The sequence below is a fragment of the Galactobacter sp. genome, assembly GCF_022712295.1.
Classification (GTDB): Bacteria; Actinomycetota; Actinomycetes; order Actinomycetales; family Micrococcaceae; genus Galactobacter.
Map to the genome: position 1 here is coordinate 1 of NZ_JALAGT010000003.1, position 15,252 is coordinate 15,252.

At 68.1% G+C, this 15,252-nt stretch carries 15 protein-coding genes; 13 read left to right on the forward strand and 2 right to left on the reverse strand.

Going from position 1 to position 15,252, the window contains the following annotated elements; translation table 11 throughout:
• The first annotated feature begins 207 nt into the window (after positions 1-207).
• From Q0A15_RS00150 to ilvA, 4 genes are all read left to right on the forward strand, one after another.
• Positions 208-846, forward strand: a complete 639-nt coding sequence (locus Q0A15_RS00150; protein ID WP_291277511.1) for a peptidyl-tRNA hydrolase — start codon at positions 208-210, stop codon at positions 844-846.
• A gap of 108 nt (positions 847-954) precedes the next feature.
• On the forward strand, positions 955-1,794 hold the full coding sequence (locus Q0A15_RS00155; RefSeq protein WP_291277512.1) for a Bax inhibitor-1/YccA family protein: 840 nt from the start codon (positions 955-957) through the stop codon (positions 1,792-1,794).
• Positions 1,795-1,936: 142 nt separating this feature from the next.
• Entirely contained in the window at positions 1,937-3,394 is a 1,458-nt protein-coding gene (locus Q0A15_RS00160; protein WP_291277513.1) for an AI-2E family transporter, read from the forward strand.
• A 58-nt stretch (positions 3,395-3,452) separates the two neighbouring features.
• Positions 3,453-4,757, forward strand: coding sequence for a threonine ammonia-lyase (ilvA, locus tag Q0A15_RS00165; protein WP_291277514.1), 1,305 nt, complete (start codon positions 3,453-3,455; stop codon positions 4,755-4,757).
• A 100-nt stretch (positions 4,758-4,857) separates the two neighbouring features.
• Here ilvA and greA read toward each other — a convergent pair whose 3' ends face one another.
• Together greA and Q0A15_RS00175 are read right to left on the reverse strand one after the other, a co-directional pair.
• On the reverse strand, positions 4,858-5,343 hold the full coding sequence (greA, locus tag Q0A15_RS00170; RefSeq protein ID WP_291277515.1) for a transcription elongation factor GreA: 486 nt from the start codon (positions 5,341-5,343) through the stop codon (positions 4,858-4,860).
• Positions 5,344-5,539: 196 nt separating this feature from the next.
• Entirely contained in the window at positions 5,540-6,004 is a 465-nt protein-coding gene (locus Q0A15_RS00175; protein ID WP_291277516.1) for a DUF4307 domain-containing protein, read from the reverse strand.
• A 104-nt stretch (positions 6,005-6,108) separates the two neighbouring features.
• Here Q0A15_RS00175 and mca point away from each other — a divergent pair, with 104 nt between their 5' ends.
• The 9 genes from mca to Q0A15_RS00220 form a co-directional block, all read left to right on the forward strand.
• Complete coding sequence (mca, locus tag Q0A15_RS00180) at positions 6,109-7,140, forward strand: mycothiol conjugate amidase Mca (protein ID WP_291277517.1); 1,032 nt, start codon at positions 6,109-6,111, stop codon at positions 7,138-7,140.
• Between the two features lie 122 nt (positions 7,141-7,262).
• On the forward strand, positions 7,263-7,661 hold the full coding sequence (locus Q0A15_RS00185) for a hypothetical protein (protein ID WP_291277518.1): 399 nt from the start codon (positions 7,263-7,265) through the stop codon (positions 7,659-7,661).
• Between the two features lie 23 nt (positions 7,662-7,684).
• Positions 7,685-8,446, forward strand: coding sequence for an isoprenyl transferase (locus Q0A15_RS00190; RefSeq protein WP_291277519.1), 762 nt, complete (start codon positions 7,685-7,687; stop codon positions 8,444-8,446).
• Positions 8,447-8,586: 140 nt separating this feature from the next.
• Entirely contained in the window at positions 8,587-9,930 is a 1,344-nt protein-coding gene (locus tag Q0A15_RS00195; protein WP_291277520.1) for a PhoH family protein, read from the forward strand.
• Between the two features lie 162 nt (positions 9,931-10,092).
• Positions 10,093-10,869 carry an NUDIX domain-containing protein gene (locus Q0A15_RS00200; RefSeq protein WP_291277521.1) on the forward strand — a complete coding sequence of 259 codons (777 nt, stop codon included), beginning with the start codon at positions 10,093-10,095 and terminating at the stop codon, positions 10,867-10,869.
• On the forward strand, positions 10,866-12,137 hold the full coding sequence (gene nadA, locus Q0A15_RS00205; RefSeq protein ID WP_291277522.1) for a quinolinate synthase NadA: 1,272 nt from the start codon (positions 10,866-10,868) through the stop codon (positions 12,135-12,137). Before Q0A15_RS00200 ends, nadA begins: the two co-directional genes overlap by 4 nt.
• Complete coding sequence (locus Q0A15_RS00210) at positions 12,134-13,726, forward strand: FAD-binding protein (RefSeq protein ID WP_291277523.1); 1,593 nt, start codon at positions 12,134-12,136, stop codon at positions 13,724-13,726. Before nadA ends, Q0A15_RS00210 begins: the two co-directional genes overlap by 4 nt.
• Positions 13,723-14,622, forward strand: coding sequence for a carboxylating nicotinate-nucleotide diphosphorylase (gene nadC / locus Q0A15_RS00215; RefSeq protein ID WP_291277524.1), 900 nt, complete (start codon positions 13,723-13,725; stop codon positions 14,620-14,622). Before Q0A15_RS00210 ends, nadC begins: the two co-directional genes overlap by 4 nt.
• Positions 14,619-15,252 (forward strand): aminotransferase class V-fold PLP-dependent enzyme (locus Q0A15_RS00220; RefSeq protein ID WP_291277525.1); only part of this gene is annotated, 634 nt, incomplete at its 3' end. The genes nadC and Q0A15_RS00220, both read left to right, overlap by 4 nt.

A 15,252-nucleotide genomic window follows, 5' to 3' on the forward strand; every position in this document is an offset into this window, starting at 1 on the left:
GCCATTACTGTAGCCATTGCTACCCGTCTGTAGCCATTACTAGCAATTGGTGTTACCTTTCAGATCCCCGGAATAATGCGGATCTAGGCCGATCCTGGGGCGCAATCTTACCAAAACACAGCGACTTAAAATCCTTGTGTTGTCGGTTCGAGTCCGACTGGGGGTACCAACACTGCGGCCGGCACGAAGCGTGGGAAAATGGATCCCGTGCCAGCCGTCGAGATGATCCAGCCCATCGCCGTCCTGAAGGACCCCGCAGACCCTGCCGGGCACGAGGAGACCTGTTTGGCCGCGGCCTTGGCCTCCGCAGCCGCCATCACGGCCTTCCCCGAGGACGAACATTGGGAACCCTGGTACGTGTCCGGTCAGGGCAAATCCACGCGGCGGGGTAAGCCCAAGGACCTGCGTGCGGTCGAGGCACAAGGCGCCGTGGTGGTGCACGTGGGGCGTGCCGTCGCCGCCGCGCAGGCACCCACCACCTACCCGCTCACCGGCCGCATGAAGCAGCTGCAGGTGGCCGGAACCGAGCTGGAACACACCGGTGAGGCAGTGCAACACTCCGTGCCCGCGCCGGAGGGGGTGCCGGTGTTGCACCTTGGCGTTGACACCTCTCTGGACATGTCCACGGGCAAGGCCGCCGCTCAGTCCGCCCATGCCGCTTTCGAGTGGGCCGTGCGTCTGACCCCGGAGGCACGCGAGGCATGGATGCAGGCCGGCCAGCCCTCCGTGCTGACGCCGCTGGACGCACGAGCCATGCGTAAGACCCGCAAGCAAGCCACGGTGCAGATTCGCGATGCCGGCCACACGGAGATCGCCCCAGGATCCAGGACCGCACTGGCCTGGTGAGTCCGCTCTTCGCTTGTAGCGCAGTGGCACCCGTCGCACAGCGAAGTGACAGGGAACTCCTATAGGGTTGTTTGAAAGACCATGACATCCGATGTGGAGTGATTTCACGTGGCCAAGAGTTCCAACCCCGTCTTCAGTTCGAAGACCTTCCAGGATCAGGTGCGCGCGGGCCAGGCCGCCAACGCGATGCCTGCACCTCAGGTGGATGACCTGGAATCCATGTACGCCCAGGCTCCGGGCCGCCCCGGTTCCACCGAACGCGGCATGAACATCAACGACGTCCTCAACAAGATGCTCGTCATGGCCGCGGGAATCCTCGTCGGCGGCGTCATCGGCTGGATGCTGTTGATGAACATGGCCCAGAACGCCCAGAGCCTCGGCCCGCTCGTGGCCGTGGCGGGCCTCGCCTCCATCGCCGCCCTGGTGATCGGCCTCGTCAACCAGTTCAAGGCCAAGGCCTCCCCGGCGCTGTCCATCGCCTACGCGGTGCTCGAGGGCTTCCTGCTCGGCGTCATCTCCGCCCTGTTCGAGATCATCTACCCCGGCATCGTGCTGCAGGCCATCCTCGGCACCGCACTGGTCTTCGGCGTCTGCCTGTTCCTGAACCGCTCAGGGAAGTTCCGCACCACCCCCAAGATGCGCAAGATCGTCTACACGGCCGGTTGGGCCTTCGTGGGCTTCGCGCTGGTCAACTGGATCATCTCCATGGTCTCCGGTGGGGCCATCAACTTCCGCACCGGCTGGATCGGCCTGCTGATCGGTGTCATCGGCATCGCCATCGGCGCCTTCTACCTCATCACCGACTTCGAAGACATCGAGACCGCCATCCGTGGTGGCGCCCCGCAGGACTTCTCCTGGCGCTGCGCCTTCGGCCTCACGCTGTCCCTCGTCTGGATCTACGTCGAGATGATCCGCCTCATCTCGATCATCCGGTCACTGGCGGATTGATGCTCGCTTGAACTCCGACAGCCCGTCCCGCCGGCAACCAGAAGTCACCGGCGCGACGGGCTGTTTTGTTCGTAATGACGGTGGATCCCTCAGCCGGGTCTAGGCTGCAGGAGAAACCTGAGAAGACCGAGGGGAACCACACGTGAGCAAGGAAGCACCCGAGGGCGAAGGGCCGTCGTCGGAGGAGTCCTCGTCGAAGGAATCGCGCGAGCTCAAGGTCTCTACGTGGGTGCGTAAGGCCAAGCAGCGCATCGAGGACGCCAACGCTGCGGACGAGTTCGATTTCCTGGACCCGCCCATCACGGCAACGGCCCGCCGTGGATTGGGGCACACGGCCCAAGCGGAGAAGGAAGCCCACGCCAAGGCCGCCACCGCCCCGCACGACGTTCCACGACCGCTGCGCATCGCGGCAGACTACAGCTGGCGCATCGCCATCATCGTGCTGGTCTCTGCGGGCGTCTGCTGGGGCTTGGCCAAGCTGTCCAACCTCGTGATCCCGTTGATGGTCGCGGCCCTCCTGGCCGGGTTGCTGCTGCCGGTCAAGGTCTTCCTCGAGAAACGCTTCCACTTCCCCAACGCGCTCAGCGTCACCGTCACCTTCCTGCTCTTCCTCGCTGCGATTTCCGGAGCCCTGTACGCGGTCATCCGGACCATGGCCAAGAATGTCCCGGACCTGATCGACCAAGCGGTCAGGGGCGTCAAGGAGGTGCAGGTCTGGCTCAACGACGGGCCACTGAACATCGGCGCCTCCACCATCGATGGTTGGCTCGACTCGGGGCTGAACGCCCTCAACGAGAACCAAGACAGCATCGTGCGTTCCGCCGCCTCGGGCCTGACCTCGGTGGGACACTTCGGGGCCGGGCTGATCCTGACCCTGTTCGCGTTGATCTTCTTCCTGCTGCAGGGGGAGACCATCTGGCGCTGGGCCGTGGGGCTCTTCCCTCGCCGGGCGCGGGGCGCCATGGACGGCGCGGGGCGTCGCGGGTGGGCCAGCCTGGTCTCCTATGTCCGCGTGCAGGTGGTCGTGGCCCTGATCGACGCGGTGGGCATCGGTGTTGGCGCGGCGATCCTGCAGGTGCCGTTGGCCCTCCCTCTGGCCGTCCTGGTGTTGTTGGGTGCCTTCATCCCCATCGTTGGTGCGGTGCTGACCGGCTTCATCGCGGTGCTGTTGGCGCTGGTCTCACACGGCTGGGTCACGGCCATCATCATGTTGGCCGTGGTCCTGTTGGTCCAGCAGGTGGAATCCCACGTGCTGCAGCCGCTGATCATGGGCCGTGCAGTGAGCCTCCACCCGCTGGCCGTGGTACTCGGCGTGGCGGGAGGCAGTTTCCTCTTCGGCATCGTGGGCGCCCTGTTCGCCGTCCCCGTGCTCGCCGTGATGAACACCGTGGTCAAGTACCTGGCGACGCGCTCTTGGGAGCGTGACCCGGCCGTCAAGGCGGACCAAGATGCGGTCGAGGCACAAGCGGCGGAGGGGCCCGTCCTCTATGGAGATGAGGACAGGGAATGGCATGAACCGGATGTCACCCCCGGGCCGCCGCCGGCCCGCTCGCGTGCCACCGGCACCGGGGGAGTCAGCCCACTGGACGACCCCGAATGACTCGACTTCTTCATTGCACCCCAGTAGGGCGCAGAATGTTTCAACCTAGTGAATCCGCATGACTCAGGAGATCCATACCGTGACCAGTGCACCTCAGACCCACGACCTCCAGGAGGCCCTTGACCGACTCCCCGTGGGGATCGAGGGCATTCGCGAGGCCGCCGCATTGCTTGACGGCGTGGTGGAACGCACCGAGCTGCACCACTCGCGAGCGTTGGAACAGTCCGTGGGTGCCCCCGTGTGGCTGAAGGCGGAGAACCTGCAGCGGGCCGGCTCCTTCAAGGTGCGCGGCGCCTACGTCCGTATGGCCAAGCTCTCCGAGGCGGAGAAGCGTCGCGGCGTCGTGGCCGCCTCCGCGGGTAACCACGCCCAGGGCGTGGCGCAGGCAGCCAGGCGGCTGGGGATCAAGGCGCGCATCTACATGCCGCTCGGTGCCGCACTTCCCAAGATTGCTGCCACCCAGGACCACGGGGCCGAGGTGGTTCTGCACGGCGAGAACGTCGACGAGGCGTTGGCAGCGGCCGAGCAGTACGCCAACGAGACCGGCGCGGTCTTCGTCCACCCCTTCGACCACCCAGACATCATCGCCGGGCAGGGGACCATCGGCCTGGAGATCCTTGAACAGTACCCGGACGTCGAGACCGTGGTCATGGGCGTGGGCGGTGGTGGGCTGCTGGCCGGCGTCGCGGTGGCGCTGAAGGCGCGTGCCGCAGAACTCGGCCGCACCATCAACGTGATCGGCGTGCAGGCGGAGAACGCGGCCGCTTACCCGCCCTCCCTCGCCGCGGACGCCCTGGTGCCTTTGGACACCGTGCGCACCATCGCGGACGGCATCGCGGTGGGACGCCCTGGCCAGCTGCCCTTCCAGATCATCCGGGAACTGGTGGATGACGTCGTCACCGTGTCTGAGGACGCCTTGGCTCGCGCGCTCGTCTTCCTGCTGGAGCGATCCAAGCTGGTGGTCGAGCCTGCGGGCGCCGTGGGCGTCGCCGCGCTCCTGGAGGGCACGCTCGAGGCGGCCGGTTACGAGCCCAGCCGCACCGCGGTGGTCCTCTCCGGCGGCAATATCGACCCGTTGTTGATGCTGAAGGTCATCCAGCGGGGTCTTGCGGCTGCCGGTCGTTACATCACCGTCCGGATGATGCTCCAGGACCGCCCGGGCGAGCTGGCGCGCATCTCCCGCATCATCGCCGAGAACGACGCCAACGTGACCCGCGTGGACCACACCCGGATCGGCGGCGAGCTGTCCATGGGAGACGTGGCCATCACCATCGACCTGGAGACCAAGGGCACTCAGCACTCCGAATGGGTGCTGGATGCTTTGCGGCACGATGGCTACGACCCGCAGGTCCTCAACGGCTGACCTGAGACAGACAAAGGTGCCCGACGACGTGTGATCACCACACGTCGTCGGGCACCTTTGGCGTTCGCCGTGGAGCGGCCGCGCTGCGCGCGGCACCGAATCAGCCCTTGTAGGGCTTGGCCTCCACGACCTTGACCGGAATGTCCTTGCCGTTGGGGGCGGTGTACGCGAACTCGTCGCCCACCTTCTTGCCATTGATGGCTGCTCCGATGGCGGACTTCTCCGAGAAGACGTCAAGGTCGGTGTCGCCACCGATCTCGCGGGAACCGAACAGGAACTTGGTCTCTCGGCCGGCGATGGTGGCGGTGACGACCATGCCGGGCTCCACGATGCCGTTGTCCTCGGGCGCGTCGCCGACCTTGGCCGTCTCGAGGAACTGCTTCAGGTAGGCGATACGGCCCTCGTTCTTGCCCTGCTCCTCGCGGGCGGCGTGGTAGCCGCCGTTCTCCTTGAGGTCGCCCTCGGAGCGCGCCTGCTCGATGCGCTCCACGATCTCCGCGCGGATGGGGCCGGTACGGTCGGTGAGCTCCTTGGCGAGCCTGTCGTAGGCCTCCTGGGTCAGCCAGACCTCTTCGGTGCTGCTCACGTCATCCTCCTGTGTGTTCCGAGTAGTTGCGGTAGTTCTCACGAACTAAGGCAAAACGAAACCCCACCACCTTGTCGCCGGCTGGACCGACCCTCCAGGGCTGGACCTTGGGCGACGTGCGACGGGGTTCCACGTATGTGTTCCCACAATTTTAGCCCGGAAACGAGACGATCACCACTTCAGCGGTGGTTTACGCTCAGTTTTTCCAGCAGATGGAGACCTGGCCGGTCACGCCCTCGAAGACGGTGCGGATGGGGACGGTGCGCTGAACCTCGCGCTGACCGCCGCCGGCATCACGTCCTTGTGCCCCGGTGAAGGTCTCCTCGGTGTAACCGACCACCGCATGGTCCTCGGCCAACACCTGGATGCCGCACGTGACGCTTTCGTCGGCCGGAAGCTTCACCGCAACGGTCACGTCCATCTGTCGGGAACTGACCACGTCGAAGGCGACATTCTCGGTGTCGTAACTGGTGTGCTGGTTGCGGGTCAGGAAGAAGATCACCACGAGCGAGAGGATCAATGCCACGACGGCAAGGATGATTGCGGTGCGTTTGCCGATGCGACGCTTGGGGCGCCCGTAACGTGAGGCTAGGCTGGCTTGGTGCTCAGACGGTTCTACCGTTGAGGACGGTTCACCCGAGGGGTAAGCGGACGAGGTCATGATGACGTCAAGTGTAGTGGCACTACCTGGCGGTTGCATGGGCGCGTGTACCGTCCTTGTGAGCAAGAGCACTGCAGAAACGAGTCAAGGACAAGGGGCCCAAGATGACCGAGCAGTTGGACGCCGAACTCACTTCTGAGGGCGCTGCCTCGATCCCGGACGCGACGGGGCTGCGCGTGATGGCTGTGCACGCCCACCCGGACGACGAGGCCTCGAAGGGCGCGGCAGCCACGGCCGCGTACGTCGCGGCTGGAGCCGAGGTCATGGTGGTCTCCTGCACCGGTGGAGAACGCGGGGACATCCTGGTCTCCTCCGCCCGCGAGGTGGCCCGCGCTCACCGCGACCTGGCGGGATTGAGGCGCGACGAGATGGCCGCCTCCGTGGCGGCCCTCGGCGTCCAGCACCGTTGGCTCGGGTTCGTGGACTCGGGTCTGCCCGAAGGCGATCCCTTGCCTCCGCTGCCCTTCGGCAGCTTCGCCTCGCTGCCGCTGTCCACCACCGCCGCTCCGCTGGTGCGCTTGGTGCGCACCTTCCGCCCTCACGTGATCCTCACCTATGACGAGAACGGCGGCTACCCGCACCCCGACCACATCCGTTGCCACGAGGTCTCCGTGGAGGCCTTCCGCGCCGCGGGCAACCCGGAGGAGTACCCGGGACTCGGCGAGCCGTGGAACGTGTCCAAGATCTACTACGACCGCGGTTTTGCCCCGGAGAAGTTCCGTGCCTTGCACGAGGGGTTGTTGGACGCAGGCCTGGAGTCGCCCTTCGACGCCCGATTGGCCCGTGCGGTGGAACGGGAGAACCAGGGGGACGGTTGGGCCGTGCGGCACCAGACCACCACCCGGATCCCGGTGGCGACCTTCTTGGACCGCCGTGATGCCGCCCTGCTTGCCCACCGGACGCAGGTGGACCCGGACGGATTCTTCTTCGCGGTGCCCGCTGCCTTGGCGGCCAAGATCTACCCGTGGGAGGACTACACGCTGGCCTTCACCCGGGTGGCCACCGACCTCCCCGAGACCGACCTGTTCGCCGGCCTGCATGACGGGGTGGGAGAACGGATCGGCCGCTCGAAGGCTGCGCCGCAGCCGTTCCGGCCGGGCGGCAGCGACCTGGTGCTGGACGACTCCGGGAACTGAGGGCGGCATCAGCCTGCTCTCAACAAAGTCAGTAGAATGGTTCGAGGTCGGGACTGTCCCGACCACGCGCGCGTCCGGGACGGATGTGCGCACGGAATCGTCTTGAGGAGTTGTTCCACACAGTGCACCTGCTGAACGCGTGGTCCGTGACCGAGGTGTTCATGGCGGCATCGACGGACCCCTCGATCCCCGCCACGACCGACGACCAGTTCCGTGACTACGGGCCGGGCTTTGCCGGTTTCGTGGCCACCGGTGCCATGGTCCTTGTGGTCATCTTCCTGATCTGGGACATGACGCGTCGTATCCGTCGCATCCGGTATCAGTCGGAACAGCAGGAGCGTCAGGCCGAGCTCGTCGCCGCGGGCGAGGAGGAGGCCGCGCAGCGCAAGGCGGCGGCAAATCTGGCCGACGACGCGGATGGCCGTTCCGCCGCCGGTGACGGCGCCGCAGACGCCGCAGACACGACGTCGGACACGGATCGCACGGCCTCCGACACCGACGAACCCGGCGGGCGCGCCTGAGCGCCACGGCGGACGGACACACCATGCACTGGCCCAACCTTCTCTACGGGATCTATGAGCGCAAGCTGGCCCGGGAGCTGAACCCGGAGACCATGCCCAAGCACGTGGGCGTGCTGGTTGACGGGAATCGCCGCTGGGCCAAGGCTGCAGGAGCGCCGACGGCGCACGGGCATCGCGTCGGCGCCGACAAGATCGTCGAGTTCCTGGGATGGTGCCGCGATCTGGGCATCCACACCGTCACGCTCTACATGCTCTCGACGGAGAACCTGAATCGGCCGGCGTCGGAACTGACCGACCTCATCTCCATCATCAAGGAGCTGCTGCTGCGCCTCGGCGAGCCCGGGGGCCCTCGCGTTCAGCCGGTGGGTGCCGTGGAGCTGCTGCCGGAGGAACTGGCGACCACACTCACCCGCCTGCGGGAGGACACCGCGGAGCGCGCCGGTCTGCACGTGAATGTGGCGGTGGGCTACGGTGGGCGCCGGGAGATCGTGGACGCCGTGCGCTCTCTGCTCCGGGAGGAAGGCGCCAAGGGGCGCACTCCAGAGCAGATCGCGGACGTGCTCGACGTCGAGGACATCTCCCAGCACCTCTACACCTCGGGCCAGCCGGATCCTGAACTGCTGATCCGTACTTCGGGGGAGCAGCGGCTCTCCGGCTTCCTGATGTGGCAGTCGGCGTACTCCGAGTTCTATTTCTGTGAGGCCCTGTGGCCCGATTTCCGGCGCGTCGACTTCCTCCGGGCGCTGCGTGACTACGAGCAACGCGGGCGCCGCTTCGGGGGCTGAGTCCTCCCTGTTTCGAGAAGTTCACCTGACGGACACGCGCGCCACGCCGTGTTCCTCCGAGCATGACGGTGCAGTGGTGGCAATCTGGTGCGCGTCGGGGGCGTCCGGCCCCCGCTCACATCACCTTGCGAGGGAATGCCATGACGAACCCGTTGAAGAACGCAGCAACTCAGGCAGAGGCGCAGGCGGCCTCCGGCCTGCGAACCTACGTGGTGGACACCTCCGTGTTGATCTCGGATCCACGTGCGGTACACCGCTTCGCTGAACACCACGTGGTTCTGCCTGCTGTGGTGCTCTCCGAACTCGAGGCCAAACGTCATGACCCGGAGATCGGCGTCTTTGCCCGCCAGGCGCTGCGGGAACTGGACGCGCTGCGGCGTGATCACGGGGCCCTGCACCGGCCGTTGCCGGTGGGTGAAGGTGGCACCCTGCGCGTGGAACTCAACCACGTGGACCTTTCCGGCCTCCCGCGGGGATTCCGGCACGGGGGAGAGGCGGATCAGCGCATCCTGGCCGTTGCGCAGAACCTGGCGGCCGAGGGGCTGGACGTGGTGCTGGTGTCCAAGGACATGCCGCTGCGCCTGAAGGCCTCCTCCCTGGGACTCGGGGCCGAGGAGTATCGCCACGAACAGGTGGTGGACACCGGTTGGACTGGTACCGCAGAACTCGAGGTGACGCCCGAGGAGATCGAGCGTCTCTACGCGGGCGAGCCGGTCGGCAACGCGGACGTGGACGAGCTGCCCATCAACACGGGTGTGGTGGCGACCGGCGGAGGGTCCTCCGCCTTGGCACGGGTGCACGCGGACGGGGAACTGCATCTGGTGCGTGGTGATCGCGACGTGTTCGGCATGCACGGACGCAGCGCGGAGCAGAGGCTGGCCATCGACCTGCTGGCCGATCCCGGTGTGGGGATCGTGTCCTTGGGCGGCCGTGCCGGTACGGGTAAATCCGCGCTGGCGCTGATGGCCGGCTTGGATGCCGTGCTCGAGCGGCAGGAGCACAAGAAGATCATCGTCTTCCGGCCGTTGTACGCCGTGGGTGGTCAGGAGCTCGGATACCTGCCCGGTTCCGAGGAGGAGAAGATGAACCCGTGGGGGCAGGCCGTCTTCGACACGCTCGAGGCCCTGGTGTCCCGTGAGGTGATGGATGAGGTGATCTCCCGCGAGATCCTCGAGGTGCTGCCGCTGACGCACATTCGTGGCCGTTCGCTGCACGACGCCTTCGTGATCGTGGACGAGGCGCAGTCGCTGGAGAAGAACGTGCTGCTCACCGTCATGACGCGGGTGGGGCAGAACGCCCGGGTGGTGCTCACCCACGACATGGATCAGCGGGACAACCTGCACGTTGGGCGTGGGGACGGGATCGCGGCGATCGTGGAGACGCTGAAGGGGCATCGCCTCTTCGGGCACGTCACCCTGACGCGCTCCGAGCGCTCGGAGGTGGCGGCGTTGGTCGCGGACATGCTGTCCGGCACCATGAACTGAGCCGGACGCCTCGTGCACTGATCCCGGTGCCCGACGGCGGAGCGCGGCTTGGCCGCGCGCGTCGCCGTGGCGTATCATTAGTTAGAGTCAAACTGACTCAAACAAACTTCCATCGGAGTGGACCACTCGGCCCATGAAGCAGCCCGCAAGGAGGCGGAGGCCATGAGTACCCAGGCCTGGGCCAATCTTGCCGAGCGCCGCGCAGCGACACCACCGTTGGCCGTCTCCACCGTGGTGTTCACTCTGCGTGCCCCCGTGGACGTCACGGGCCGGCCCGTCGACGGCGCACGGCCCGCACTGCACGTGCCGTTGGTGCGTCGGGAGCGCTCCCCGTACAAGGGGCAATGGGCGTTGCCTGGTGGACCCCTGCGCGGTGACACCTCCCTGCGCACCGCAGCGGCCACGGCACTGCGAAGCACCACCGGCCTGGCGCCGGCGCTGCTTGAGCAGCTCTACACCTTCGGCGGAACCGATCGGGGCGAGGGTCCCCGGGTGGTCTCGGTGGTCTACTGGGCCCTGGTGCGTGAGCAGGGTGCGGACGCCGTGCTGGTCGATGACCCGAACGTCGCCTGGTTCCCCGTGGACCACGCCACCGTCACCGAGCGGTTGGCCTTCGACCACTCGGCCATCGTTGCCTACGCCGTGGCGAGACTGCGGGCCAAGGTCGGCTGGGCCGATGTGGCCAGACGGCTGCTGGGGGAGACCTTCACGCTGGCCCAGCTGCGCGAGGTCCATGAGGCCATCCTCGACAAGGACCTGGACCAAGCCAACTTCCGCCGCACCATGTTGGCCCGCGGCGGGCTCGAGGACACCGGACAGGTCCTCACCGGCGGCCGCAACCGCCCGCCCAAGCTCTATCGCGCGGTGGATACCGCGGAGACGACCCAGCAGAAACGGGACCAAGAGTTGGTTCCGGACCCGGAAAGGGAAACAGTATGACCAGCGTCCAGTTGCAGTTGAAGCGACCGGCATCGTCCTCGTGCGATTCCGGCCTCAAGGTCAATCCGTGGGACATCGACCGCAGCCCCGGCTACGGGCCCGGCGCCTCCGCCGCGGACCACATCCCCAGCGCCTCACCGCGCCAGGGTGTGATCCCTGCCGAATACCGACTGGCCTCCGAGGAGGAGCTGCACGCCCGCATCCGTGCGGCTCGGGAGACTCTGGGCGACCGCGCCGTGGTGCTCGGGCACTTCTACCAGCGCGACGAGATCGTGGAGCACGCCGACTACGTCGGTGACTCCTTCCAGCTGGCCAACGCCGCACTGGAACACCCTGACGCGGAGGCCATCGTGTTCTGTGGCGTGCACTTCATGGCGGAGACCGCTGACATCCTGTCCAAGCCGAACCAAGCGGTGATCCTGCCCAACCTCGCGGCCGGCTGCTCCATGGCGGACATGGCCAACGAGGACGACGTCGAGGCCTGCTGGGAGGCGCTCACCGACCTCTACGGGACCGAGCCGGACCAGGACGGCCGCGTTCCCGTCATCCCCGTGACCTACATGAACTGCTCGGCCGCGTTGAAGGGCTTCGTGGGTCGTCACGGGGGTTACGTGTGCACCTCCTCCAATGCAGCGACCGTGCTGGAGCGAGCCTTCGAGGACGGCCAGCGCGTGCTCTTCTTCCCCGACCAGCACTTGGGGCGCAACACCGCCTCCGCGATGGGGATCTCCCTCGACCAGATGCCGCTGTGGTTCCCGCGCGACCGCGGGGAGTTCGCGGCAACCGGCGGGCAGTCCCCGCAGACCCTGCAGGATGCCAAGGTCATCCTCTGGAATGGCTTCTGCTCCGTGCACAAGCGCTTCACCGTGGCCCAGATCGAGCAGGCCCGCCGTGACTTCCCGGACGTGCAGGTGGTGGTGCACCCCGAGTGCCCGCTACCCGTGGTGCAGGCCGCGGACGAGGCCGGCTCCACCGACGTGATCCGCCGCGTGGTGGAGGCCGCCCCGGCCGGCGCCACCATCGCCATCGGCACCGAGATCAACCTGGTCAACCGCCTGGCGGCGCAGCACCCGGACAAGACGATCTTCTGCCTGGACCCCGTGGTGTGCCCCTGCTCAACCATGTACCGCATCCACCCCGGCTACCTGGCCTGGGTGCTCGAGGAACTCGTGGACGGCAACGTGGTCAACCAGATCACGGTTCCCGAGGACACCGCGGCCGATGCCAAGGTGGCGCTGGAGCGCATGTTGGCGGCGAAGCCGCGGTGACCCGTCACCTGCTGGTGTTGGGCGGCGGCGTGGCCGGACTGAGCGCCACGCTCGCCGCGGCCGAGGCCGGTCTCGACGTCACCCTCGTGGACACGCACCACCTGGAATCCTCCGCATCGGTGCAGGCGCAGGGTGGGTTGGCCGCCGTCATCGCTCAGGGCGTGGCGCACGGTGATTCCGTGGGCAGCCACGTCTCGGACACCCTTGCGGCCGGCGCCTTCCATGGCGACGCTGCCGTGGTCGCTGCGATCTGCGCGGCCGCGTCCAGTCACGTCGACACGCTGACGCGCTGGGGCACGGCATGGGATCGGACCGAGTCCGGCGCGCTGTCCCTCACCCGGGAGGCGGCCCACGCCCACGACCGCATCCTGCACATCGGCGGCGACGCCACCGGAGCCGGGATCGTCGCCGCGCTCTCTGCGCGCGTGCGAGGCCTCGCGGACCAAGGGCGTGTCAGGCTGCTGACCGACACGCGCGCCGTGCGGCTGCTCACGGCCAACGGTGCGGTGACGGGCACACGGCTGCGGCGCCCCTCCGTCGGGCGTGACACAGACGTCACCGCGGACGCCGTCCTGCTCGCCACGGGTGGCCTGAGCGGGGTCTACGGGCTGCGCACCTCGCGCTGGGGTAACCCGGCCGACGCGGTGGGCCTCGCCCTGACCGCGGGCGCAGCCATCGCGGATGCCGAGATGGTCCAATTCCACCCCACCTACGCCCCGGACGCGGCCTTCATGATCTCTGAGGCCGTGCGCGGTGAGGGCGCAGTGCTGCGCGACGCCTCGGGGGAGCGGTTCATGCTCGGCCTGGACCCGCGAGGCGAACTCGCACCACGCGACGTGGTTTCGCGCGGCGTCTTCGGCGCCCAGGGTGGCGCCTGGCTGGACGCCTCACCCATCGTTGCCCGCGAAGGGCGTGGCTTCCTTGCCACGCGATTCCCCACCATCACGGCGGCCCTCGCCCGCGCAGGGCTGGACCTCGAGCGTGATCCCGTCCGCGTCACCCCGGCCGAGCACTACTGGATGGGCGGCGTGGCCACGGATGCGGCGTCCCGCTCCACGGTGCCCGGGCTCCTCGTGGCGGGCGAGGCCGCCCGCTCCGGGCTGCACGGGGCCAACCGCCTGGCCTCCAACTCCCTACTCGAAGGCGTGCACATGGGCTTGGCAGCAGTGGCCACGGTCGTTGCGGGCCACCACACGCTGCCCGGCAGGCCCGATCTCGGCGCGTCGCCCCGGCCGACCGTGTCCACCGGGACCGGGCTGGAACTGGCCCCGCCGCACGACGCGGTCGTGGCCGTCCAGGCGCTCGCCGACACCCACCTCGGCGTGCGCAGGACCGGGGCGGGAATCGCCACGGCACTGCGGGAACTCTCACGGCTCCGAGACCGCCACGGCTGGTTCCCCGAACTCGCCGCGGCCCAGGCCGTCGCGACCGCAGCCCTGGCCCGCACCGGATCGTTGGGTGCGCACGTTCGCGACGACACCGCAGGCGCCTCCCGCCCTGGCGACACCGTCGCGGTGGTGGCCCACCACACGACGCCGGGCATTCATACCCCTCACCAGAACAAGCAACTCCAGGAGGCCGGCGCATGAGCGCGTTTCCCGTCCCCACCCCGCCCGCCGCGGCCGTGGAGGCCATCGTGGCGGCAGCGCTCGCCGAGGATGCGCCCCACGGGGACCTGACCGCGCAGGGACTGGTCCCGGCAGACGCGACGGCGATCGCCGCGGTCGTCGCCCGCGTCCCGGGCGTGCTGGCGGGCGGCGACGTGTTCGCCGAGGCCATGCGGCAGGCCGCGGCAGGCGGCGCGCCCGTGAAGGTGGATCAGGCCGTGGCAGACGGCGAAGCTTTTGACGCCGGAGCCACGCTGCTGTGGGTGTCCGGCCCGGCCCGCGCCGTGTTGTTGGGAGAACGGGTGGGCCTCAATCTGCTCCAGCGGCTCTCCGGCATCGCGACCGCGACGGCCCACTTGGTGGGCCTGGTCAGGGAGGCCGGAGGGCATGCCCGCGTGGCCGACACCCGCAAGACCACTCCAGGCCTTCGCGTGCTCGAGCGCTACGCCGTGCGCTGCGGTGGCGGCTCCAACCACCGGGACAACCTCTCCGAAGCGGTCATGGCCAAGGACAATCACCTCTCCCTGCTTGGCTCGGGCTCGGATCTGACTCGGGCGCTGATGGATGCCAAGGCCCGTTGGGGACACACCGTGCACGTCGAGGTCGAGGTGGACCGGCCGGACCAGATCGACGCGGTGCTGGCGGCCGGGGTGGACACCATCATGCTGGACAACTTCTCGCTCTCGGAGACTGCGGAGGCGGTGGAGCACATAGCGGGTCGGGCCATCGTGGAGGCCTCCGGGACCGTCACGGCCGAGACCATCGGGGCGATCGCGGCCACCGGCGTCGACGTGATCTCGAGCGGTGCCATCACGCACTCGGTGAAGGCCCTGGACCTGGGGCTGGACTTCGAGGTGCAGGCCGGGGCCTCCGAATGATCAACCTGGACGCCTCCGCGACCCAGGCCGTGCGCCCGCAGGTGCTGGAGACGGTCCTGCCGTTGTTCACCGAAGCGTTCGGGAACCCCGCCAGCCACCACGAGGCCGGCGAGGAGGCCCTCCGGGCCCTGGACTGGGGGCGGGCCTTGGCCGCGGAGGCGTTGGGGACGCGGCCGTCTCGGGTGGTCTTCACCTCCGGAGGCACCGAGTCCAATGCGCTGGCCTTGCACGGGACGCTTCTGGCCCGCCCGCGAGGCAAGCACGTGCTCATCACCGCGATGGAACACCCGTCCGTGGTCTCCACCGCGGCGCAGCTCGCCGCCTGGCACGGCGCCGAGGTCGAGGTGATCCCCGTGGGTCGCTCCGGCGTGGTGGATCCGTCCGAGGTCGCCGCACGGCTGCGCCCCGACACCACGCTGGTGGCGATGATGGCCGTGAACAACGAGGTGGGGACGGTTCAGCCCGTCCGTGACGTGGCCGCGCTGGCCCAGTCGGTGGGAGCCCGGTTGCACGTGGACGCCGTGCAGGCCGGGTCTTGGATGGATCTGCAACCGCTGATGTTCGCCGCGGACACCCTGTCCGTCTCCGGCCACAAGCTCGGTGGCCTCAAGGGGGCCGGGGTGTTGGGGC

Coding starts and splice junctions, on each gene's coding strand:
- ilvA (WP_291277514.1), top strand. CDS start 3,453: ATGACTCAGGAGATCCATACCGTGACCAGTGCACCTCAGACCCACGAC.
- Q0A15_RS00175 (WP_291277516.1), bottom strand. CDS start 6,004: ATGACCTCGTCCGCTTACCCCTCGGGTGAACCGTCCTCAACGGTAGAA.
- mca (WP_291277517.1), top strand. CDS start 6,109: ATGACCGAGCAGTTGGACGCCGAACTCACTTCTGAGGGCGCTGCCTCG.
- Q0A15_RS00190 (WP_291277519.1), top strand. CDS start 7,685: ATGCACTGGCCCAACCTTCTCTACGGGATCTATGAGCGCAAGCTGGCC.
- Q0A15_RS00195 (WP_291277520.1), top strand. CDS start 8,587: ATGACGAACCCGTTGAAGAACGCAGCAACTCAGGCAGAGGCGCAGGCG.
- Q0A15_RS00200 (WP_291277521.1), top strand. CDS start 10,093: ATGAGTACCCAGGCCTGGGCCAATCTTGCCGAGCGCCGCGCAGCGACA.
- nadA (WP_291277522.1), top strand. CDS start 10,866: ATGACCAGCGTCCAGTTGCAGTTGAAGCGACCGGCATCGTCCTCGTGC.
- nadC (WP_291277524.1), top strand. CDS start 13,723: ATGAGCGCGTTTCCCGTCCCCACCCCGCCCGCCGCGGCCGTGGAGGCC.